Below are 22,044 nucleotides of genomic sequence, written 5' to 3' on the forward strand. Positions count from 1 at the left end.
AATGTTACAAGAAATTAAAAAATAGACAGGATTTACACGTCTAAACCGAATTTGCGATATACAATAGCTTTTCATTTTGATTTATTTTGCACAACCTGCGGATCTGATTTATGTCTCAAACAATCACTTTATATGTTGATGGTGCTTGTCGTGGTAATCCTGGCTTGGGTGGCTGGGGTGCGTATATTGTTACCGAACAAGAAGAACATAAATTATATGGTGGCGAAGCTCAAACCACCAATAACCGTATGGAATTGACTGCAGCAATTGAAGGCATTTTATTTTGCCCAATGGATGCCAAGCTGATTATTTGGACTGACTCCAATTACGTCAAACAAGGCATTACCGAGTGGATTCACGGTTGGAAAAAGAAAAACTGGAAAGATGTCAAAAACCCTGACCTTTGGCAAAAATTAGATGCGGTCTGTCAAGGTCGTGAAATTGAATGGCACTGGATTAAAGGTCACGCAGGACATGCAGGTAATGAAATGGCAGATCAACTCGCCAATGTGGGTGCAGATCAAGTCAGCAAAATGTTAAAAACCGCAGACTCAAACCCAACCCTCAATGCAACCTTAATCACATCGGCAGTAGACATAGCAGAACATGATAAAAAAAAAGCGGAATCTGACTGGTTGCTCGATGACCCGTTTGGTTTTGATTTAATGGGCGATGATGCCGAGGTTGAAACAGAAGATATGCAAAATACGCTTCAGGAAGCTCATCAGGCAACCGACACGGAACTCGAAATCAGCGCATCTGTTCATGTCATTGAAGCAGAAACCAACGTGCCTGCAACTGAATCAACCATTACAGATGAAACTGAAACAGAAAAAACCAATCCATCAGCTCGCGTTGACGCAGTGAACACAACTCAATTGCATCCGCATATTGTGGTCACCCCTGCCACAATGGAGCTACACGGCCCGCGCCAACTGATTCTGGATACCGAAACCACAGGTTTTTACTATCAAGATGGTGACCGAATTATTGAAGTCGGTGCGCTGGAAATGATTAACCGTAAACTCACGGGCAGTTCCATCCACATTTATATTCAGCCTGAAAAACTGGTCGGTGAATCAGAAAACATTCACGGTATTTCAGATGAGTTCTTAAAAGACAAACCCAAGTTTGCCGAAATTGCCGATGTGCTGTATCAATATCTTAAAGGTGCAGAAATTATTGCGCATAACGCCACCTTCGATATGAACTTCTTAGATATGGAGTTCAGTCGTGCGGGGTTGGGCAATTTGTCCGAAGTATGCGAAGTGACCGACTCACTGCTCATGGCAAAAAGTAAGCATCCTGGGCAAAAAAACTCACTCGATGCGCTCGTCAGACGCTATGAAATTCCTGCGCGTGACCGTACGTTCCACGGCGCATTACTAGATGCTGAAATTCTAGCCGATGTTTACTTGGCAATGACTGGCGGACAAGTCGCCTTTGATATGGATGCTCTGTCTGCAAGCGAAGAACAGCAACGTCAAAGTGATCGTTTAAGCATTGATATTGATCTTGCTGTGATTCTGCCATCAGAAGAAGAATTGGCTGCACATGAGAATTGGGTCAAACAATTTGAAGAAAAACACGGTAAACCTTGCTTTTTTGCCAAATAAAATCTACGAGTTTTGTAATTTTATGTATTTAAAGATTTGCCAGTTCAGTTATAGTTAAAGCAAATAGGACTTTGTGTATTTTGCAAAGAACCAACAAACAGATAAAACACTAGGAAAGGTGCAGATCCATGTCTTACCAAACCTCTATACATTTTGATCCAACTGCCTTACTGATAATAAAAAATGAGGTTGATAATTCTATCAAACTGGTTGAATCCGCAGTAAGCACCTTAGCAGAAGATCAAACTTTGCCTTTTGGGATTGATGATGCACTGAATCAGTTTGAACAGTGTGCTCAGGTTTTAGCCTTAATTGATATGGAAAGCTTGGCAAAAATTGCGCAATACTCAGCAGAGCTGATGCGTAAAATTATGGGGAATCCAAGCAATATCAACACGCTGGAAGTCATTGCACTTAGCGAAGGCACCACCATGCTCAAGCGTTATATTGAGTTTATTTGCCTACGTGAAGTTAAAATTCCACAATTCCTACTCGACACTTTAAACCGTTTAGAATTGGCATTGGGTAAACCATTGACTCAGGAAGGTCAGCATATTGAAACTTTATTGGACTGCATCACTCCAAGTTTCCAATTGCCGCAAGTGCCTTCTTTAGAAAAGTCGGCTTATGTGCATCGCTTATATAAACTGTCATTACATAACCTGCTCAAGCAAGAAGAATCTGCCATGGATCTTCAAGCGATTAAACTGGTAGGAACGTATTTGGCAGGTTTGGCAGAACAACATCCGAGTCAGCAATATTGGGGCTTAGTACACGTTGCCTTTAACCATATTGATAACTTGTTGTTGAATGAGCCACGTTTGCGTACTTTTATTAGTATTGAGCACAATATGCGTCAATACTTTGCTACGCCAGAAAGCTTTACCGCCAGCTTGTCTGATCTTGCGAATGTGTTGAGCCTGTGTATTAGTCAAGAAGATGAAATTTCTCAACATATTCGCAGTCAAATGAATATTGGTGAAGACTTACTCACCGACATGCAGCTCCAAGTATTCAGCCGTCATTTATATGGTCCAGATTTTGACACCATGCATACCATTAGCGATTTGGTCACCACAGAAATGACACAAATTCGCAATGATATTGAATACAACTATCAAAACATGAGTCCTGAAAAAACGCTGGAATTACAAGGCAAATTAACAGAGTTAGCAAACTTGTTTAAAGTCTTGAACTTAAATGAAGCGCATTTGGACTTACAACGCCAAGCTGAATCATTAAGCCGTCCTGAATTACTCAAAGATGAAAACTTTGCCCAGCAATTAATGAACGTGATTTTATCGGCCATGAACTCAATCGGTGTGCTTGAACGTCACCACACCTCTAGCCGTTTGCAGTTACGTGTGAATAACATGAACATTTCGCTAGATCGTTTAGATGAAGCACACGAAGCATTGCTGACTGAAACCAAGTTACTGATTGACTTAATCACGCAAACACTGACACAGCACCTACAAACTCAAAGTGTTGCAGATTTAGAGCATACTTCAGCGCAAATTCGTGAAGTTGCAGGGGCAATGTTGTTCTTGAATGCTGAAAGTGGTCAAAAAGCACTAAAAGTATCTGCAGATTTTGTGCATGCACAAGTTGAAGCAGGGCAAAACTTAACAGCTGAACAGGTCAACAATATCTTAGATACGCTTGCCAGTGCAGATATGCTGATTGACAATTTAAAGAACAAACAACCTGTTCTGCAAAGCATGTTTAAGGTAGCATTGGACAGTAGTGAAAAATTGAAAACTGTAGCCTAATGACTGAACTCTCACTTGCATATATTTTTCAGCAACAACAACTTTTGGTCGATGAAAACTTCCAATTACCACGTGTGGAAAAGTTGGCAAGTGATTTAAGTTTTAGCTCGGGTGATCAAGTGATTGCCCGAGATCTACTTGAAGATGAATCTATCCCTGAAGGCTTTCAACTGGTTCCAATCCGACAACTTTTACAAGTCTGGAACACCCAACAGTTTGAACAAGCTAGCCGTGCCATTCAGTTACTCGAATGGCGTCGCAATCATAAATTCTGCAGCCATTGCGGTCATAAAACCGAAGTCCATGCGACTCAATATGCCATGGTCTGCCCTGCTTGTGGCTATCACCAATATCCGCGCGTAAATCCATGTGTCATTACCGTGATTACTCGTGGTGAAGATGAAGTCTTATTGGCGCGTAATGCACGCAATAAACTGCCCATTTACGGTTTAATCGCAGGCTTTGTTGAAGTGGGTGAAACACTCGAAGAAGCAGTACGTCGTGAAACTTTTGAAGAAGTTGGCGTACAACTTAAAAATATTCAGTATCTTGCCAGCCAGCCGTGGCCTTTTCCAAGTAACTTAATGATCGCCTTTAAAGCTGAATATGCAGGCGGTGAAATTCAGTTACAGGAAGAAGAAATTCGTGATGCACAGTTCTTTAAGTTTGATCAACTGCCTGATATTCCATTTAAAGGCAGTATCGCCCATGCCATGATTATGCATGTGACCCAAGGCACGCCTGTGGCAGATGACACCAAAGCTTGGCTATAAGTCTAATTCGCAATCTTGCATTTAAAAACCGTTGCACCCCATAAGCTGCAACGGTTTTTTTAATTACCATTTTCCACAGAAGATCAATCAACATCACGCATCTTTAAGTGCCTGATCTAAAGCACGCATAATTTGGCGTTTGGTCGCAAAGAAACGACTAAACAAACTCGACACCGATGCCATAACACTGACATGCCCTGTTTTTGGAATGACAATAATTTCACTATGATTGCCATATTTCTTTAATACGTGGTCGAAGTCTGTGGCATTACTTGCCCCCACAATTTGATCTTTTTCTGCCACCAATAAATAGTGTTTGACTGAATTCGGCTCCACAAAATAATACGGCATCACATCCTGATACGGCACCTCTTGATCAAAGGCATCGGCACATAGCGGATCATCCTTATAATCAAAATGATAAGGCCCTGCCAAACCAATAATCGCACGAATGTGATCTTTACAGCTTAAAGCATAGGGCTGGGGATGGTACAACAAGGACATCACATTAAATGCCCCAGCCGAATGTCCCATCAATACCACCTGTGCCGTAGAAATACCCAGTTTGTGTTGCTGCTGAGTCAAGTAATTCAGTGCAAGAGTTAAATCATCAATATAGGTGGGAAAAATATGCTGTGGCGCGAGTTGATAGTTCATCACCGCAACATCAAAGCCTTCTTTTGCAAAAGCTTCGCCCACAAAACGATAATCCTGCTTATCGCCACGTGACCATGCCCCACCATGCACAAACACCATGAGTGGACACTGCGGGCGTGGTGTTGTAGTGCGGTACAAATCCAGACGATGTCGCGCACGTAAACCATAAGCAATATTGCTTTGAACGGTATAACCCTGACGTGGGGTTAAACGGTTCAGCGCATAGCTGCCCAAACTATACAGGCGAAATTCTTCATAAATACGTTTCGCCTGTTCTAAAGTTTTATTCAGTTGTTTAAACCAGTGTCCCACATTATTGAACATGTGTCGGTTCAACCTGATCTGGGTCAATCGCGACTGGCGTTTGTGTTTCTGGAGCAACCATTGGGCTGACAAAGTTCGCATTGTTGCTCGGTTGTAGCTCAATATTATCAATCAGGGTAATAATTTTAGTGACATTGCCCACTTGTTGTAGCACTTGGTTTAAATCCTGCAATTCTGCATTGTTTAAACGTCCCATCACATACAACACACCATCTTCGGTATGAATACGCACTTTGCTGTCTGACACCACAGGTGCTTTCATAATCAAACCACGGGTATTTGCAGTAACCGTGGTGTCCTGCATAATGGTGCTATAGCTGATTTGATTACCCACTGTAATATAATTGTGGATGGTTTTTACATCACTCATGGCACGCACATTGTCTTCTGCCAACTGTTTTAAATGCGCGTCAGGCACTTGCCCTGTCAACAACACATTGCCATGAAAACTTTCTATATTGACACGTGATTGTTTAAAACGTGAATCCAGTTTATATAAATTAATTTTTGCAGTACGTTCAATAGAGTTATCTATAAACACTTGCCCAAGTGAGCGTGCACCACTTTCTGTACCCACTGGCGCAGTGCCTGTGCCACTTGAAATAAAACTTGCACAACCCGATAAACTTGCTACACACAGCAAGGTCACTGCAATACGCTTGAACACTCAGCAAGACTCCTATTATTTTCTTTCAATTCTGGCTTGTGCTGTGCATTTCATCCTTAGATTTGCACGATCAACAATACACCGACTGATGCTTTTGCTTTAAATTTCACTCAAAGATTAATCAAGTCTGCATCAAAAGTAAAAGCATTTTCAATCCATTGCAAATCATACGGGAATTTGGAAAAGTCTTGCTGTACTGTTTTTGCAAATTGCTGAGAAAAATCAAAGCAAATCACATCAAAACGACAATAATATTCTGAATAGTGTGGATATTCTGTTAAAAACTGCATGGCGGTTTTCATAATTTTACGCTGCTTAGATGCAGACACCACTTCGTAGGCTTTGCCATAGCCAGTTTGCGAACGCGCTTTAACTTCTACAAAAATCAGTTGTTCTGCTTGAATAAAAATACCATCTATTTCACCAAAAACACTGTGATAATTCTGCTCCAGCATACGCCAACCGTGTTGATGTAAATATTGCCAAGCCGTCTGCTCTGCCCATGTGCCAATGCTTTGCTGCAGTGTTTTTTGATTCATGCTATATCCGATTTTTTTTATTTTGTTATGGTGCGCAATCGTAGTATTCGCTGAAGTGCGATGACGCGAGTTTCACACGCCAGACTGCAATTCAGGTAGAATAAGCGCTTGGTCTGTAACTTGTATCAGACGCAAGCCAATACTGCTGTTGTTTCGTGTTCCATCATTTTTATTTTAGTTTGCTATTTCCCACGGAGAAAACTCAATGAGTGCCCAGTTATTTGTTGTTGCTACCCCAATTGGTCACTTAGATGATATGAGCTACCGTGCAATTGATGTGCTCAAATCGGTCAGCCTAATTGCCGCTGAAGATACCCGCACCTCTGCACAATTAATGAAACATTTTAATATTTCAACTCCGCTTACAGCCTGCCATGAACACAACGAAAGCAACAAGATTGATATTTTAGTCCAAAAATTACTCAATGGCGAAGATATTGCGCTCATTAGCGATGCAGGTACGCCACTGATTAGCGACCCAGGTTTTAAACTGGTTCGTGCAGCACAAGCCAATGGTATCCGTGTGATTCCAGTACCCGGTGCATGTGCAGCGATTGCAGCGCTCAGTGCTGTTGGTTTACCCAGTGATCGCTTTAGTTTTCAGGGATTTCTCGCGTCCAAACAGTCACAGCGATTACAGCAACTTGAAAAGCTGAAAGATGAAACCCAAACCCTGATTTTTTATGAAGCACCACATCGAATTTTAGATTCAGTCAAAGATATGGCTGCCGTGTTTGGTGCAGATCGCCCTGTTGGCTTTGCCCGTGAAATCACCAAAACCTTTGAAACCATTAAAAAAATGACTTTAGGTGAATTGGCTGAATTTATCGCAGCAGATCATCATCAACAAAAAGGTGAAATTGTATTGGTGGTGGGGGGAGCGAGCGAAGAAAAAGACATGGAACAAGAAAAATTAGATCAATTATTGCAGCGTTTGTTGCAAGATTTATCGGTAAAAGCAGCATCACAATTGGCGGCTGATCTAACAGGGATTAAAAAGAAAATTGCCTATCAACGTGCGTTGGAATTAAGCCAAGCAGCTGAATAAGCCGATTGAGCAATAACAGTGATGACGATCATCGCGCATAAAAAAAGCATCACCCTTTATACAAGGTGATGCTTTTTTATCTTGAAGTGATAAACATTAGAGCAGCCTGCATAGTAAGCATCCCGCCCTAACTCACTCAACAGTTCAACGAATAAATTCAATCAACAAGTTCAACAAGCACGTTCAACAGATTAGTCGCGCGCAGACTCATCTGGTGGCACTTCGGTAATTTTTCCGCCACGCGCCAAGAATGCAGCCACTTCATCTTCCAATGCCTGACGCTGTTTTAGTTTGGCAGTTACAGTGAGAGTTTCTGCTTCTGCAAGATCACCATCTACAGCACCTTCTTCTGATTCTGCTGCACCTTTTTCAGCCGCTTTCGCTTCATCTTCGTCTACAGTTGAATCTTCTACATCATCGTAATCGTTCATGTCCGTCATCTTAATCTCCCCACAAATGACTTCAATTTAGTCCAAGTGAAAACTGGTTATGAATTACGATGAAATTTAGCAATCTCTTGGCCTTTCGCATAGAGTCTAGATTAAAAAAAACGTATCTTTTTTAACCAAATTCGTAATCAGGTATGTATGACCGTACAAAAAACGACTGTTTTGCTTTAAACCGCGTAGCGTGTGTCTTTAAGCAGGCTTAATCCACTGGCTTGTGACATAAAGGCATCTTTTAACGCAGGCAGCTGCTCCACCTGTTTTAAACCAAAGTTACGTGCCCACACCACAGGGAATAAAGTGGTGGTTTCCATCCAGCCAATCGCAGACATACTATGCATCATGGCATCATTTTGTCCTTTACGACGATGCTCGTAACGCTTTAAAGTTTGCTCATGCGCCCAAACACCACGTTTGAAATCATGCAACAACACATCGCACAGTACGGCTGCATCCAGACAACCAATATTCACGCCCTGCCCTGCAAGCGGATGAATTACATGCGCGGCATCACCAATAAGTGCCAAACCATCTTGCACATAACGCTGCGCTGCACGTGCTTTCAGTGGGAAAATAGCACGTGGGGTTGCCTCTAAGACTTCCCCAAGCATGTGATGACTTTCACGAGTCAAAAGTTGGGTAAAGTCGTCATCATTCAGTTTGGCATATTCTTCGGCATAGTCATCAGGCAAAGTCCAAACAATCGACTGCCAATGCCCTTCCTGCTCGGCTTGTAAACTTGCCATCGGTAAATAGGCCAAAGGACCAGTTTCTAAGAAAATTTGACGTGCAACATGCTGATGCGGCTGCGCAGTACGAATTGCACAGGTTAGACCTGCCTGACGATAATCCAACACATCAAAATCAATAAAGGCTTGTTCGCGCACAAAGGAGTTAGCACCATCTGCGCCAATGACTAGCTTAGTCTGTAATTGTGTACCATCGGCCAAATAAATGTGCCAAACGCCAACACCACGCTCTAAACGGGTCACTTTGACTTGCGTTCGATAATCTTGCACTTGTTGCAACATTTGCTGCTGAATCGCTAGATTTAAAATGCTTGGCTCGACCATTGAACCCAGAGCCTGCTCAATAGCGGGTGTACGTTCGTTACTTGCCCCAAAGTTAATTTCGCCATAGCCATTTTTATTCCAAACCTGCATGCCGCTATACGGCATATGTCGCGCCAGTTTAGACCAGACATTGACTGTTTTTAACAGGTGGATGGTGGCCTGACTTAAAGCCAATACACGCGGATTGGCAACTGCAAGGGTTTTCTCTGCATCTAAAATAGGTGCGGCATCTAAAACTGTAGCCTGCACACCCCCTTGTGCCAATAAAAGTGCAGTTAAGCCTCCCACCAAGCCGCCTCCAATAATGACGACATCTAACACTTGCGTTTGTTGATTTGCTGTGATCATGCTTTTAACCCCATGGCATAATTGGCGACCAAAGGTTTAATGCCTGGAATGGTATCAAACGCGACTAAGCCTGTATTACGCATAAATTTCAGGATTGGGTTTTGATTGCTAAATCCACGTACCACGCTGTCACAGAATTTAATGACTCGCTGTTGATCTTTCAAACGCGATTGTTCATAGTCACGCAGCATTGCAGCATCGCCTAAATCTGCTGACTGTGCCGCCTGTTCGGTGAGATAACGCAATAATACGTAAGCATCTCGCATACACAAGTTAAAGCCCTGCCCTGCGACTGGGTGAATGGTATGCGCTGCATTACCCATCAGTACAACGCGACCAACCGCCTGTTTTTCTGCCAGAACTTGTGACAATGGAAAACTAAAACGACGTCCTGTTTTTTCAAACTTCCCTGCACGGTCACCATAGGCTTGTTGCAAGGCATTTAAAAAGTGTTGATCATTTTCATCACCAATCCATTCATGTTCTGTCCCTTTTGGCACAGGCCACACCACAGAACGGCGATATTCACCTGGCAGGGGCAGCAACGCCAAAGGCCCTAAATGACTAAAACGCTCAAAACCCACATGCGCATGCGGCTTGGAGGTTTGCACTGTGGTCACAATCGCTACTTGGTCATAATCATGTTCCGATGCACCAATGCCCAAGGCTTTACGGCAGAAAGAATCACGACCATCGGCAGCAATCAGTAGTTTGGCAGCAAGCTGTAATTGTTCCTGACCACGTACCGCTTCAATATAGGCAAAATCTGCATCTTGTTTAAGACTGGTGACCTGCACACCATCAATCAATTCAATCAAAGGTTGTTTACGTACTTCGGTCAACAACACTCGACCTAACCATGCATTTTCAATCACCTGACCAAAGCTTTCGACTTTTTCTTGTTCGGCCAATAAACGTGCCTTGCCAAAACTACCTTGTTCGGTAATTTGAACTTCTAAAATAGGCGTAGCATGTTCTTGCAAGGCATCCCATAAACCTAGCTCTTGGTAAATTTGTACGCTGCGACGCGACAAGGCACTGTTACGTGCATCAAAACTGGAATGATACGGCGCAAGGCTGGCATCGTCATAATTGGGGTATTGAATCGCTTCTAGCAACTTCACTGCAATGTTTGACTTAGCCAACATCAAGGCTAAGCTTAGCCCGACCATACCACCGCCTACAATGATCACTTCTTGTTGCATGCCTTGATCCTTTTTATGAGGTATTCGACTTCAAAAGATTCAATCGAAATACGTATAATCTGTAATGGATTTTATCTTACCGCAAAGTCATTTATTTTTATAATGAATTAGTGTTGAAGCTATGGAAGATGATTAGACTTCTTGCAAATGTCCGATTCAAACTATAATTATTAATCCCCCATCTTCTTGCTCCGAGCCATGCATGACACAAGAGAAGATATATTCCATACTTAGTACTATTGATGGCTGATGATCAATTTTGAAATAAGCTCAATGATAAAAATGATCTCACATAATGATTATTATACAAACTATCTTTGTAATGCATATTGCATTACAATATTTCCATACATTCAATAACTGAGAAAAGTGATGGCTACTGTTAATTTCAGGGTCGATGAAGCCCTTAAAGAAAAATCTTATTCTATTCTTAAAGAACAAGGTATTTCACCTACCGATTTCTTCACCAATATTCTTGAATATGTGGCAACGACTGGAAAACTTCCTGTACAAAAAGTATTGCTTTCAGAAGAAGATGCAGAACTATTGGCACTCGTCCGTAAACGCATGAATGATCCTAAAGAGATGTTCGAGGAAGTCACATTAGATGACTTATAAACTTTTACGTCACAAGGACTTCACTGCAGAATGGGAAAAGCTTCCGAGTGCTATCCGCGACCAATTCAAGAAAAAATTAGCCAAAGTCATTGAGCAGCCACATATTCCAAAGAACATGCTTAAAGGTGATCTTGCTGGCTGCTATAAAATCAAATTATTAAAAGCGGGTGTCCGACTTATTTATCAGGTCAAGGATGATCAGGTCGTTATTTTGCTCATTACCGTTGGAAAGCGTGCTGATAACATTGTTTATGATGAAGCAAAAAAGCGGATCAAAGACTAAAAATTATTTACATACTCAAAATTTACACGCGCTTTCTAATAAAAAAGCTGATCACTTGACCAGCTTTGATTAGACCCAATTAAGCAGATTTAGCTTTTGCCATCAATGCTTCAATCTCTTCCACAGTTTTAACCACTTTTGAAGTCAGATTCAATGGCCCGTTCGCAGTCGCCACAATATCATCTTCAATACGGATGCCTATACCACGCCATTTAGCATCTACCGTTTCATCATCGGGTGCAATGTATAGACCCGGTTCAACGGTCACCACCATACCTTCTTCATAAACACGCCAGTCTTCACCATGTTTATAGCTGCCGACATCATGCACATCCATGCCCAACCAATGCCCTGTACCGTGCATATAAAACTGACGATAACTTTCTGAAGCAATAATTTCTTCTAAATCGCCCTGCATAATGCCTAGATCAAGCAATCCTTGCACCAAAATACGCACCGCAACATGATGCGGCTCTTTGTAGGAGTTACCAATTTGCACGGCTTCAATTGCTGCAATTTGCGCATCCAATACAATGTTATACAGCGCTTTTTGTTCTGGGCTGAATTGACCATTCACGGGAAAAGTACGGGTAATATCTGAGGCATAGCACTGATATTCACAGGCTGCATCAATCAGGACTAAATCGCCATCTTTAAGCACTTTGTCATTTTCGACATAATGCAAAATGCAGGCATTTTCACCACCACCGACAATACTGTTATAGGCAGGTACGCAGCCATTTTTACCAAAAATATAATTCAGTTCAGCTTCTAGCTCATATTCCATCATGCCTGCTTTTACTGTTTGCATGGCACGAGTATGTGCTTCTGCACTAATATTTGAAGCAATTTGCATCAGTTCCAATTCAGACTCAGTTTTATGCAAACGCATTTCATCCAGCAAACGATCTAACTGAACAATTTTGGCAGGTGCAGTATTGCCTTGACGATGTTGTGCATCAGCTTGTTGGTTCCATGCCGCAACACGTACATCAAATTCAGTCTGATGCCCCAAGCGATAGTACAACGTGTCTTTATTGACAATTTTGGCGATGATTTCTGCATCTAATTGCGCAATTGCAAAAGACTCATCTGCCTCAAACAGCTCAATTGCACCTTCTAAACCTGCACGATAACCATTCCAGATTTCCATTTCACGGTTACGTTCACGGCAGAACAACGTGTAGGTATAACCTTCATCAATTGATTCATAGGTTTCAATCACCGCAACTGCTTCAGGTTCAGCAAAACCTGTTAAATAGAAAAAACTGCTGTCGGCACGATATTTATAATCTGCATCACGATTACGCATTGCCACAGGACTGGTTGCAATAATTGCGACACTATTGGGCCCCATCAGTTCTGCAAGTTGATCACGACGTTCTTTAAATTCGACTTGAGTCAGTTTTTTCATAAATACGGTCTACATATATAAAATGATGAAAATATGATTGTTGTAATGACTTAAAACACCTTACACCGACATACTTAGGCACACAACGCCCGATTAACTCGGACGATGTGGTGTAAACATTTCAACAACAGCACTTGCGTTTTGTGTTTGTGCGGTTTGTTGACGCGACTTGGCATGTAGATTTTGCAATAAAGAGCTTTCTTCTACAGACACTTTTTTACGTCCTACAGATAAACTCACAGGAATTAAACGTACAAATTCATATAATTCCTGATAGCTTTCTTCGCCTTCTTCGTCATTGTCTGAATCTTCAAATTCAACTGCAGCGACATCTTGTAAATGCTCAATCAGTTCAATTTCATCTGAACGAATATGCCCAGAAGCTAAACCAAACCCAAGCACGACGCCTGCACACCAATCCGCCAAAGCTTGCACACGTTCTTGTAAAAGATGTTCATCATCTGGCAACAACGGCAAATAATCCAACTCATCTTCAGACAAGGCATGTGCGACATCTTCTGATTCATCGGTTAAAAGTGACAGTGCGGCTGGCTCTAATTCTGGCACATTTAAAGTTTCTAAAATCTGCTGCCATTCGGTTTCGGTTGGTGCATTTGTCACACAAACTATACCTGTCAGCAAGCCATGTAACTCACTTGGGCTTGAAATTTCTTCAATGTTAGAAAAATTGCGGAACCATTCCGACCAACCTGAAATATCGTCTTGCATTCGTTTATCCAATCTCTATACTTCGTATATATTACCTTTGTTTGCAATACTGTGCGACCACGATATGTTAGAAGAATTACAGCGTCTACAAGCGTATATTGGTGTTTTAAAAACACGAATTAATCATTATGAAAGTGAAAATGCCGCCCTCAGCACAGCCAAGCAAACTGCTGAGGAACAGCATCATGCACAAATTGTGCAAAGAAACGGCATCATTACTGCCAAGCAAGATGAAATTGAGAATCTGACTGAGCAATTAAGCAGCACGCAAGCGCAATTACAGCAGTTAAATCAAGATGCGACAGCATTGGCAGATCGTTACAGTCGTTTGGAAAAAAGCTGTACTGATTTGAAAAACCGCTTTCAGGAAATTTTGGCTGAACGCAATGAATTACGCATTTTAAAAGAAAAAATGCTGAATGATCAGCGTTTAAATCAGCACGAAATTCAGACACTCAAACAAGAACGTGAAAGATTGTTACAAAAAAATGAGCATGCCAAAGCCAAAGTGGAAGCCATTATTCAGCGTCTTGCAATTTTAGGTACAGCTCAAGATCATCATGCGCAAGAAATTCAACAACTTGCCCACCCTGCCGAAGTGAGTGAGGAAGGTTAATATGTCAGTTCAAATTCCAATTGATTTACGTGTTTTAGGACATAGTTTCCGTTTAGCCACAACTGAAGAAAAAAGAGAAGATTTAGAGCGTGCGGCACAATTATTGAATGAACGCTATGATGAGTTTCGTCGTAAAGCGCCCAATATGGAACCGAGCAAACTGATTATTGTGGTGGCTTTAGAGTTGATGCAAGAGGTTCTTTCTATGAATAAATCTTTGCAGCATTATGAGCATTGTGAGCGTTTACTCAGCACCATTTTGCAAGAAGTTGAAGCCCTTACTTAAGTGGTGTTTTTTTGACTTAAGTTTGCATAAAGGCTATGCAAACAAGCTCTATCTTTATAGTTAATTCGTGAACATGAGTTGCCAAGCAACTGAGATGGGTTATACTAATTCTAACTCTGAGGTGTTCGCCAGCGAGTCTATATCCCTGCCGATACTTAAATCTTAGGATTGTGTTCTGCATATTTAGAGCGTATGCCCATCTCGTATGGGAAACCCAGCAAGTATGCGTCGCGTCCGCCTTGAACTTTTTCGGGTTCAGGGTAACGACATGCAGCGGCATCTTCGGAGCTATTTATTTTTAAATATCTAAAAATAAAATGTCTAAAAAATATAAAATCGTTTAGAAAAATGTATCAGCAGAAACCTTAAACCGCTCAGACAGCGCTTTAATATGACGAATATTCAACTGGCGTTTGCCGCTTAAAATCTCCGAAATCACAGATTGAGTTGCAACCTCTGCCAAGTCAGATTGACCTAATCCATGTTGCGCCATCAAAAAAGCTAAAGCAGCACGACCATCTCCATGAGGAATAGGCAGGTGTTCATTTTCATAAACAGAAACCAAGTCACCGAGTTGATGAATCAGCCCCATTAAAGGATGCGTTTCATCATCACCAACAATATCTAAAAGCTCATCTAAAGCCTCGACAAGTGCATGAAAATCTTTTTCATTTTCTGGTTTACTCAGCAAAGGAGCAACGTAGTGCCAGTGATCTACAGCCTGTTTAATCATTGCGTTCATACTAATCCTCCTTCCAATGACCTTTGTCATATTCTTTATGGGATAACACATGACGAATATACACACGCTTTGCCTGATACATCACAACAGCAATAAGTCGAATCTTATTCCCACCAATATCGAATACATGAAACTTTCCAACTTTATCAACTGCTGGAAATAACTGCTTCATTTCGGCAAAGTCTTTCGGATCATTTGCCTTAATAATTCGATACCAACCATCGAGTGCTGTTTCAGCCTGTGGCCACTTGTGCATTGCCTCTATAATTCTAGCGTGGGTGATCACATGCATAATATTTTATCGCATTTTGCTATAAATCAAGTATAAACTGATTATCGCATATTGCAATATTTTATAGCGAATTAAACAAACTCAGTTTCACCAACTTGATGATAGTGACGATTAAAATAAACCAACGCCTGATCTTGTTGATTTTTTTGAATGGCAACTATTGGGCAAATAAAAATAGTATGCGTCCCCACTTCTTGAATTTGCGAAATTTCACAATCAAAGCTGACCAATGCATTTTTTAATATAGGAGCGCCCGTTTCCAAAGCAGCCCATTCAGCCTGCTTAAAACGCTCATCGGAACTCAATTTTGATGAGGCAAATGCATTGGAAAGATGTTCTTGTTCTGCATTTAGCACATTCACACACAGCACTTTATTCTCTAAAAAACTGAGATGTGAACGCGATGATTTATTCATACACACCAATAATGTTGGCGGTGTATCTGTCACGCTACATACCGCAGATGCAGTAAAACCATGACGTCCTGCATCTCCCATTGTCGTCACTACATTGACTGCACTTGATAAGAAAGACATTGCATTTTTGAAGTCTGTTGCTTTAACCATCACCGTATTCCAACACTCAACTTTTTTAGAAAGTTCAAAGGATGCTTTTTGCCTGAAAAAGCATCCCTGATTCACTTAACTTAAATTCACTTGGCTTGAATTCACTTCGCCTGATCGAACGCTTAACTAGATAATTCTTGGCGAATAATCTTCGTACCAGCAGCCAAAGCCTGTAACTTGCCTCGTGCAACCTGACGACTCAATGGTGCCATTCCACAGTTAGTCGATGGGTACAACTTGTCAGCATCGACAAATTGCAATGCTTTGCGCAATGTATCTGCAACTTCATCGGCTGTTTCAATCGTATTCGTTGCGACATCAATCGCACCCACCATCACCTTTTTACCACGGATAAGTTCAAGCAAATCCATCGGAACACGTGAGTTGTGACATTCCAGTGAGATAATATCCAAATTAGACTGCTGTAGTTTTGGGAAAACTGCTTCGTATTGACGCCATTCTGAGCCGAGTGTTTTTTTCCAATCGGTATTGGCTTTAATGCCATAGCCATAGCAAATATGCACGGCTGTTTCACATTTCAAACCTTCTAACGCGCGCTCTAATGTTGCCACGCCCCAGTCATTCACCTCATCAAAAAACACATTAAACGCAGGTTCATCAAACTGGATGATATCCACGCCTGCTGCTTCAAGTTCACGCGCTTCCTGATTCAGGATTTTGGCAAATTCCCACGCCAGTTTTTCACGGCTCTTGTAGTGCGCATCGTATAAAGTATCAATCATGGTCATAGGACCAGGCAACGCCCATTTGATGGGTTGATCTGTCAGTGAACGCAGGAATTTGGCATCTTCAACAAAGACTGGTTTTTGACGAGAAACTGCACCCACCACAGAAGGGACACTGGCATCATAACGATCACGAATTTTGACTGTTTCACGTTTCTCGAAATCGACACCTTCAAGGTGTTCAATAAAGGTGGTGACAAAATGCTGACGGGTTTGCTCCCCATCACTCACAATATCAATCCCTGCTTGCTGTTGTTCATGCAGTGATAGACGTAGCGCATCTTGTTTTGCGTCCAGTAATTCTTGCCCTGTTAATTTCCAAGCTGACCAAAGCTTTTCAGGTTCTGCCAACCACGAAGGTTTAGGTAAGCTGCCAGCCGTTGAAGTCGGTAATAAAATAGCCATTTTGAATCTTCTATCTAAATTTTAAGTTAAGCAACACGTTCTTGATTGGTAGCATGCGGCGGTACGAATTTGGCAGCCCATTGTTCAAGAATGTCTTGATAAGGTTTGATAAAGTTTTCTTCAGTCCATTTGCCCTGCTTGACTGCCAACTGACCTCGCTCAACACGGTCATATACAACTTGGGTTAATGAATAATCCTGATAATTCAAACTTGGCTGATAGACCTCGCCTGCAGGTGAGTTGGTGTTATAAATTTCAGGACGATAAATTTTCTGGAAACTTTCCATAGTACTGATGGCACTGATCAACTCAAAATCTGTGTAATCACGCAGTAAATCACCAGAAAAATAGAACGCAAGCGGTGCATTGCTATTTTCAGGTTTGAAGTAACGCACAGTTAAACCCATTTTTTCAAAGTAGTCATCGGTACGTGAGTATTCATCATTTTTATATTCTGTGCCTAAGACAGGATGCACATTGGTCGTACGATAATAAGTTTTTGTGGTTGATACGCTCAGGCAAATCACAGGTTGTTTTTGAAACTCAGCTTGGAACACTGCTGAACTGACCAAATGCTGATAAAGCTTACCGTGCAAATCGCCAAAACTTTCAGGCTTTTCATTTGCTTTGCAGCCGAATGCACGCAATACCACACTAAAGTCATAATCGCGGACATAAGAAGAAAAACTGTTACCAATCATGCCTTCAATGCGTTCATTTGTTTGATGATCTGTGATCGTACTTTTTAGCATTTCAATGAATGGGAAAGTTTTGCCGTTTCCTTCAATATCAATTTCTGCAGAAATGATGTCAATTTCAAGCGAATAACGATCACCTTTCGGGTTATCGCAAGATGCGAGCGAGTTAAAACGATTATTGATCATCGCTAAAGTTCTGCGTAAATTTTCCTGACGGCTTTCACCACGCGCCAAATTTGCAAAATTGGTGGTTAAACGCGTGTTGTTAGCAGGTTCATAGTTTTCGTCAAAACGAATACGTTTAATTGAACAGGTGAATGGCTTTGTCATGATGATCTACTACCCAAATTTACAAAGTTAAAATTTCTGAATGAGGGTATTTATACTGGAACGACAAAGTGAATAAAAATGATTTAACCTCAGTCCAAAGTGAATTTTATTCACCTTAATTTAAAATATGCAGCAAAACATCTAAAAATGATGGTTTTTCTGTTATCCCTTAAATTTAAAAATTAAAATAAATATTTCAATAACAACAAGTTAAAACCAAAAAATATTTTTATTCCGATAAATATTGAAGAGTATATTTTAGAGGACAGCACATAGTTCATTCAGCAGATTTCAGCCCTGAATGAATGAAACTCAGCTTGAAGTTAGAAAATCTCAGCTTCTGATTGGCTTGGTTTAGCATCTTCGTGATCAAAATGTATTCAGTTGGTCACATCAAAAAACAACGAGAAAAAATCGGCAGGCAAAAAAATAGGTCAATTCGTCAGTTGACCAATTGACCTTACGATAAGCTCACACATTGGAGCTTCTTAGATGATGCAGTTTTATTGAACTTGTGCAGGAAAATCATCTTCTGCCAATGCAGCCGTAATTTGATCTACAGTTGCAGTGCTTTCCACGGTCACAATTTTAGTCGCTAAATCGACTTCAACTTTTGCAGCAGGATCAACATCTTGAATGGTTGCCGTGACACCACGTGCACAACCGCCACAAGTCATATTTTCAATCAATAGTTTCATTGCGAACTCCACACTTCTGCCTTTGTTGAACTGTAGTTTAAAGCTTACCATGCTGGCAAGGTCAAGCCTATTTTGGGTTAAAATTTACTTGACCTTACCATCGTGTCAATCTATATGCTAAACACATCCTCCAAATTATAGAGACGACCATGGACGCAAAACACCCAAATGCCTCTCCCTATCAGGAAACTTTGTCTATAGAAGGCATGACCTGTGCCTCATGTGTCGGGCGTGTCGAAAAAGCCTTAAAAAAAGTCGATGGTGTAGAAAAAGCTGAAGTGAATCTTGCAACAGAAAAAGCACTGATTCACGCATCGCAACCTTTAGACCGTGCACTGCTCATTAAGGCAGTGCAACGTGCAGGTTTTGATGTAGCTGCCATTCAACCAATAGAACTGTCTATTGATGGCATGACCTGTGCCTCGTGTGTAGCACGTGTCGAAAAAGCCTTAAAGAAAGTGTCTGGTGTAGAACAAGCCAATGTCAATTTGGCGACTGAACGCGCATGGATTCAACCGAATGCCACAGTTTCTAGCCAAGACCTGATTCGAGCGATTCAAAAAGCAGGTTATGACGCCAAACTGCTGCAACACGACTCTAACGAACAACACGATAAAAAGAATCTGGAACAGCAACAACTGAAACGTGATTTAGTAATTTCACTGATTTTAGCCTTGCCTGTATTTATTCTGGAAATGGGCTCACACATGATTCCCGCCTTTCACATGTGGGTGATGCACAATATTGGGCAACAACAAAGTTGGTTGATTCAATTTGCTTTAACCACATTGGTGCTGCTGTTACCAGGACGTCGTTTTTATCAAAAAGGGATTCCAGCGCTGTTACGTTTTGCGCCTGATATGAACTCTTTGGTGGCTGTGGGAACTTTGGCTGCATACAGTTTTTCATTGGTAGCGACATTTATGCCACAGCTTTTACCAGAAGGCACAGTGCATGTTTATTATGAAGCTGCGGCAGTGATTGTCAGTTTAATTTTGCTAGGGCGCTATTTCGAAGCCAAAGCCAAAGGTCGCACTTCACAAGCCATTCAGCATTTAATTGGTATGCAAGCCAAAACTGCGCGTATTCATCGAGATGGTCAAATCATTGAAGTACCTGTGGCAGAAGTCAGTTCCATTACCATTGTCGAAATCCGCCCGGGTGAACGTATTCCTGTAGATGGTGAAGTAGTCGAAGGTCATAGTTATATAGATGAATCGATGATTACAGGTGAACCTGTTCCTGTGGCAAAACAAGTGGGCAATCAAGTTGTAGGCGGTACCATCAACCAAAATGGCACACTAAATATTCGTGCTACTGCCATTGGTGAAGCTTCGGTGTTGGCGCAAATTATTCGTATGGTCGAACAAGCGCAAGGCTCTAAATTACCTATTCAAGCCTTGGTGGATAAAGTGACCATGTGGTTTGTACCTGCCGTGATGTTATTGGCTGCACTTACTTTTATTGTGTGGTTTATTTTTGGCCCAGAACCTACCCTAACCTTTGGTTTAGTCAATGCAGTCGCTGTTCTAATTATTGCCTGCCCATGTGCGATGGGTTTAGCCACACCGACTTCAATTATGGTGGGAACAGGTCGTGGCGCAGAAATGGGCGTGCTGTTTCGTAAAGGCGAAGCTTTGCAGCTTTTTCAAGATGTTAAAGTGGTCGCGGTGGATAAAACAGGAACGCTCACCGAAGGCAAACCGACATTAACCGATTTTCATGTGCAATCGGGTTTTGATGCAGATCAGGTCTTTGTACTTTTAGCATCGGTAGAAGCGAAATCTGAGCATCCCATTGCATTGGCGATTGTGCAAGCTGCAACAGAAAAGCAAGTCAGTTTACTGCCTGTTACCGAATTTGACAGCATCACAGGTTCAGGTATTGAAGCACTGGTGAATGGTCAACGTATTCAGATTGGTGCAGACCGTTATATGCAACAAATTGGGCTAGATGTTAGCGCTTTTAATGCAGAAGCTGCACGTTTAGGACAAGAAGGCAAAACACCAATTTATATGGCGATTGATCAACAACTGGCAGCCATTGTTGCCGTTGCAGACCCAATTAAAGACACGACTTTTGCTGCTATTGCAGCGTTGCATCAACTGGGTTTAAAAGTGGCGATGATTACGGGAGATAACCGACATACGGCTCAGGCAATTGCTGCACGTTTACAGATTGATCATGTGGTGGCCGAGGTTTTACCTGAAGGCAAGGTCGATGTTATACGTGAATTACAACAGCAATTTGGACGTGTGGCTTTTGTGGGTGATGGTATTAATGATGCCCCTGCTTTGGCACAAGCCGATGTTGGAATTGCGATTGGTACAGGTACAGATGTTGCGATTGAAGCAGCCGAAGTTGTATTGATGTCGGGCAATTTACAAGGTGTGCCCAATGCAATTGCTTTGAGTAAAGCCACTATCCGCAATATTCGTCAAAATCTGTTTTGGGCATTTATTTATAATATTGCCTTGATTCCAATTGCTGCAGGCGTGCTATACCCGTTTGCAGGTATTTTGCTCTCGCCTATTTTTGCTGCGGGCGCGATGGCATTATCTTCAGTGTTTGTATTGGGTAATGCGCTCCGTTTAAAATATTTCCAAGCAGCACAGATTTAAATGCAACATACAAAAGGGTTTAGAAGATTGCTCTACGCCCTTTTTATGAGAGAAGTCACATGAATATTGGTCAAGCCTCTAAGCTATCGGGTATTTCCAGCAAAATGATTCGTTATTATGAGCAAATTGGTTTACTGGATACCGCCAAACGCTCTGCTTCGGGTTATCGGATTTATTCTGAGCAAGATTTAAAAACTTTGTCTTTTATTAAGCATGCACGGGATTTGGGGTTTTCTTCTGAGCAAATGAAAGAATTGCTAGGTTTATGGAAAAATGCTGACCGACAAAGTGCAGAAGTGAAGCAACTCACGCTTAAACATATTGAAACCTTAAAACAGAAGATTACGCAATTACAGGAAATGGCGAATTGGCTACAAAGTTCTGCAGACCATTGCTCTGGCGATGAACAGGCAGATTGTGTGATTTTGAAGAATATTGAATTGGGCAAGTGAGAATTCAACCCAACATTTAATTTTAAATGGCTTTGGTGCACAAACTATCTCTAAGGCTTATTCCACAATATAATTTCCAA

Annotated in this window: 24 protein-coding genes and 1 other RNA gene; 11 read left to right on the forward strand and 14 right to left on the reverse strand. The window is 41.5% G+C overall.

Features of this window, described 5'->3' with window-relative positions; translation table 11 throughout:
• Positions 1 to 110: 110 nt before the first annotated feature.
• The 3 genes from dnaQ (at position 111) to nudC (ending at position 4,161) form a co-directional block, all read left to right on the forward strand.
• A complete protein-coding gene (gene dnaQ, locus FTV43_RS02050; protein WP_004972656.1) occupies positions 111 to 1,616 on the forward strand; it encodes a DNA polymerase III subunit epsilon in 1,506 nt (501 codons plus the stop codon).
• 128 nt (positions 1,617 to 1,744) lie between these two features.
• Complete coding sequence (locus FTV43_RS02055; RefSeq protein WP_179989406.1) at positions 1,745 to 3,388, forward strand: chemotaxis protein; 1,644 nt, start codon at positions 1,745 to 1,747, stop codon at positions 3,386 to 3,388.
• Positions 3,388 to 4,161, forward strand: coding sequence for an NAD(+) diphosphatase (gene nudC / locus FTV43_RS02060; RefSeq protein ID WP_096902169.1), 774 nt, complete (start codon positions 3,388 to 3,390; stop codon positions 4,159 to 4,161). The genes FTV43_RS02055 and nudC overlap by 1 nt, the downstream gene beginning before the upstream one ends.
• A 93-nt stretch (positions 4,162 to 4,254) precedes the next feature.
• On the opposite strand, the gene FTV43_RS02065 is transcribed toward nudC, so the two are convergent.
• From FTV43_RS02065 to FTV43_RS02075, 3 genes are all read right to left on the reverse strand, one after another.
• The gene (locus FTV43_RS02065; RefSeq protein ID WP_179994766.1) at positions 4,255 to 5,142 is read right to left on the reverse strand and encodes an alpha/beta hydrolase; all 888 of its coding nucleotides are present in this window, start codon (positions 5,140 to 5,142) and stop codon (positions 4,255 to 4,257) included.
• Positions 5,132 to 5,809 (reverse strand): BON domain-containing protein, encoded by a 678-nt coding sequence (locus FTV43_RS02070; RefSeq protein WP_004972649.1) that lies wholly within the window; start codon positions 5,807 to 5,809, stop codon positions 5,132 to 5,134. Before FTV43_RS02070 ends, FTV43_RS02065 begins: the two co-directional genes overlap by 11 nt.
• A 110-nt stretch (positions 5,810 to 5,919) precedes the next feature.
• Entirely contained in the window at positions 5,920 to 6,348 is a 429-nt protein-coding gene (locus FTV43_RS02075; RefSeq protein WP_004972647.1) for a YraN family protein, read from the reverse strand.
• A 205-nt stretch (positions 6,349 to 6,553) separates the two neighbouring features.
• On the opposite strand from FTV43_RS02075, the gene rsmI reads away from it, so the two are divergent.
• Positions 6,554 to 7,396, forward strand: a complete 843-nt coding sequence (gene rsmI / locus FTV43_RS02080) for a 16S rRNA (cytidine(1402)-2'-O)-methyltransferase (RefSeq protein ID WP_131261744.1) — start codon at positions 6,554 to 6,556, stop codon at positions 7,394 to 7,396.
• A 191-nt stretch (positions 7,397 to 7,587) separates the two neighbouring features.
• Here the strand turns inward: rsmI and FTV43_RS02085 are convergent, their stop codons facing one another.
• The 3 genes from FTV43_RS02085 to ubiH all read right to left on the reverse strand — a co-directional run bounded on the left by FTV43_RS02085 (position 7,588) and on the right by ubiH (position 10,468).
• Positions 7,588 to 7,836: a hypothetical protein gene (locus tag FTV43_RS02085; RefSeq protein WP_004972644.1), complete on the reverse strand. Its 249-nt coding sequence runs from the start codon at positions 7,834 to 7,836 to the stop codon at positions 7,588 to 7,590.
• A 176-nt stretch (positions 7,837 to 8,012) separates the two neighbouring features.
• Positions 8,013 to 9,263 carry an FAD-dependent monooxygenase gene (locus tag FTV43_RS02090; RefSeq protein WP_179994767.1) on the reverse strand — a complete coding sequence of 417 codons (1,251 nt, stop codon included), beginning with the start codon at positions 9,261 to 9,263 and terminating at the stop codon, positions 8,013 to 8,015.
• Positions 9,260 to 10,468: a 2-octaprenyl-6-methoxyphenyl hydroxylase gene (gene ubiH, locus FTV43_RS02095; RefSeq protein WP_179989404.1), complete on the reverse strand. Its 1,209-nt coding sequence runs from the start codon at positions 10,466 to 10,468 to the stop codon at positions 9,260 to 9,262. The genes FTV43_RS02090 and ubiH overlap by 4 nt, the downstream gene beginning before the upstream one ends.
• Before the next feature lie 372 nt (positions 10,469 to 10,840).
• Here ubiH and FTV43_RS02100 point away from each other — a divergent pair, with 372 nt between their 5' ends.
• Together FTV43_RS02100 and FTV43_RS02105 are read left to right on the forward strand one after the other, a co-directional pair.
• Complete coding sequence (locus FTV43_RS02100) at positions 10,841 to 11,086, forward strand: type II toxin-antitoxin system RelB/DinJ family antitoxin (protein WP_167846138.1); 246 nt, start codon at positions 10,841 to 10,843, stop codon at positions 11,084 to 11,086.
• Positions 11,076 to 11,369 (forward strand): type II toxin-antitoxin system RelE/ParE family toxin, encoded by a 294-nt coding sequence (locus FTV43_RS02105; protein WP_154320489.1) that lies wholly within the window; start codon positions 11,076 to 11,078, stop codon positions 11,367 to 11,369. Before FTV43_RS02100 ends, FTV43_RS02105 begins: the two co-directional genes overlap by 11 nt.
• 79 nt (positions 11,370 to 11,448) lie before the next feature.
• Here the strand turns inward: FTV43_RS02105 and pepP are convergent, their stop codons facing one another.
• Positions 11,449 to 12,783 carry a Xaa-Pro aminopeptidase gene (gene pepP / locus FTV43_RS02110; protein WP_104852302.1) on the reverse strand — a complete coding sequence of 445 codons (1,335 nt, stop codon included), beginning with the start codon at positions 12,781 to 12,783 and terminating at the stop codon, positions 11,449 to 11,451.
• A 93-nt stretch (positions 12,784 to 12,876) separates the two neighbouring features.
• Entirely contained in the window at positions 12,877 to 13,512 is a 636-nt protein-coding gene (locus FTV43_RS02115; protein WP_179994768.1) for a UPF0149 family protein, read from the reverse strand.
• Positions 13,513 to 13,576: 64 nt separating this feature from the next.
• On the opposite strand from FTV43_RS02115, the gene FTV43_RS02120 reads away from it, so the two are divergent.
• The 3 genes from FTV43_RS02120 to ssrS all read left to right on the forward strand — a co-directional run bounded on the left by FTV43_RS02120 (position 13,577) and on the right by ssrS (position 14,707).
• On the forward strand, positions 13,577 to 14,128 hold the full coding sequence (locus FTV43_RS02120; protein ID WP_154320487.1) for a hypothetical protein: 552 nt from the start codon (positions 13,577 to 13,579) through the stop codon (positions 14,126 to 14,128).
• A 1-nt stretch (position 14,129) separates the two neighbouring features.
• Positions 14,130 to 14,414 carry a cell division protein ZapA gene (locus FTV43_RS02125; RefSeq protein WP_004970518.1) on the forward strand — a complete coding sequence of 95 codons (285 nt, stop codon included), beginning with the start codon at positions 14,130 to 14,132 and terminating at the stop codon, positions 14,412 to 14,414.
• 110 nt (positions 14,415 to 14,524) lie between these two features.
• Positions 14,525 to 14,707: non-coding RNA, 6S RNA (gene ssrS / locus FTV43_RS02130), on the forward strand.
• Between the two features lie 47 nt (positions 14,708 to 14,754).
• On the opposite strand, the gene FTV43_RS02135 is transcribed toward ssrS, so the two are convergent.
• From FTV43_RS02135 to FTV43_RS02160, 6 genes are all read right to left on the reverse strand, one after another.
• A complete protein-coding gene (locus tag FTV43_RS02135; RefSeq protein ID WP_004970519.1) occupies positions 14,755 to 15,156 on the reverse strand; it encodes a type II toxin-antitoxin system HigA family antitoxin in 402 nt (133 codons plus the stop codon).
• A gap of 1 nt (position 15,157) precedes the next feature.
• Entirely contained in the window at positions 15,158 to 15,448 is a 291-nt protein-coding gene (locus FTV43_RS02140; protein WP_019836372.1) for a type II toxin-antitoxin system HigB family toxin, read from the reverse strand.
• A 71-nt stretch (positions 15,449 to 15,519) separates the two neighbouring features.
• Positions 15,520 to 16,014: a flavin reductase gene (locus FTV43_RS02145; protein ID WP_004970523.1), complete on the reverse strand. Its 495-nt coding sequence runs from the start codon at positions 16,012 to 16,014 to the stop codon at positions 15,520 to 15,522.
• 122 nt (positions 16,015 to 16,136) lie between these two features.
• A complete protein-coding gene (locus FTV43_RS02150) occupies positions 16,137 to 17,165 on the reverse strand; it encodes a methionine synthase (RefSeq protein WP_178319217.1) in 1,029 nt (342 codons plus the stop codon).
• A 26-nt stretch (positions 17,166 to 17,191) separates the two neighbouring features.
• Positions 17,192 to 18,193: a putative oxygenase MesX gene (locus tag FTV43_RS02155; protein ID WP_179994769.1), complete on the reverse strand. Its 1,002-nt coding sequence runs from the start codon at positions 18,191 to 18,193 to the stop codon at positions 17,192 to 17,194.
• A 503-nt stretch (positions 18,194 to 18,696) separates the two neighbouring features.
• Positions 18,697 to 18,891, reverse strand: coding sequence for a heavy-metal-associated domain-containing protein (locus FTV43_RS02160; RefSeq protein ID WP_004970528.1), 195 nt, complete (start codon positions 18,889 to 18,891; stop codon positions 18,697 to 18,699).
• Between the two features lie 149 nt (positions 18,892 to 19,040).
• Between FTV43_RS02160 and FTV43_RS02165 the strand changes: the two genes are divergently transcribed.
• Together FTV43_RS02165 and cueR are read left to right on the forward strand one after the other, a co-directional pair.
• On the forward strand, positions 19,041 to 21,512 hold the full coding sequence (locus FTV43_RS02165) for a heavy metal translocating P-type ATPase (protein ID WP_179994770.1): 2,472 nt from the start codon (positions 19,041 to 19,043) through the stop codon (positions 21,510 to 21,512).
• Between the two features lie 59 nt (positions 21,513 to 21,571).
• Positions 21,572 to 21,964, forward strand: a complete 393-nt coding sequence (gene cueR / locus FTV43_RS02170; protein WP_104852305.1) for a Cu(I)-responsive transcriptional regulator — start codon at positions 21,572 to 21,574, stop codon at positions 21,962 to 21,964.
• Positions 21,965 to 22,044 lie beyond the last annotated feature (80 nt).

This window comes from Acinetobacter sp. YH16053 (genome assembly GCF_013417035.1).
Taxonomy (GTDB): domain Bacteria; phylum Pseudomonadota; class Gammaproteobacteria; order Pseudomonadales; family Moraxellaceae; genus Acinetobacter; species Acinetobacter towneri.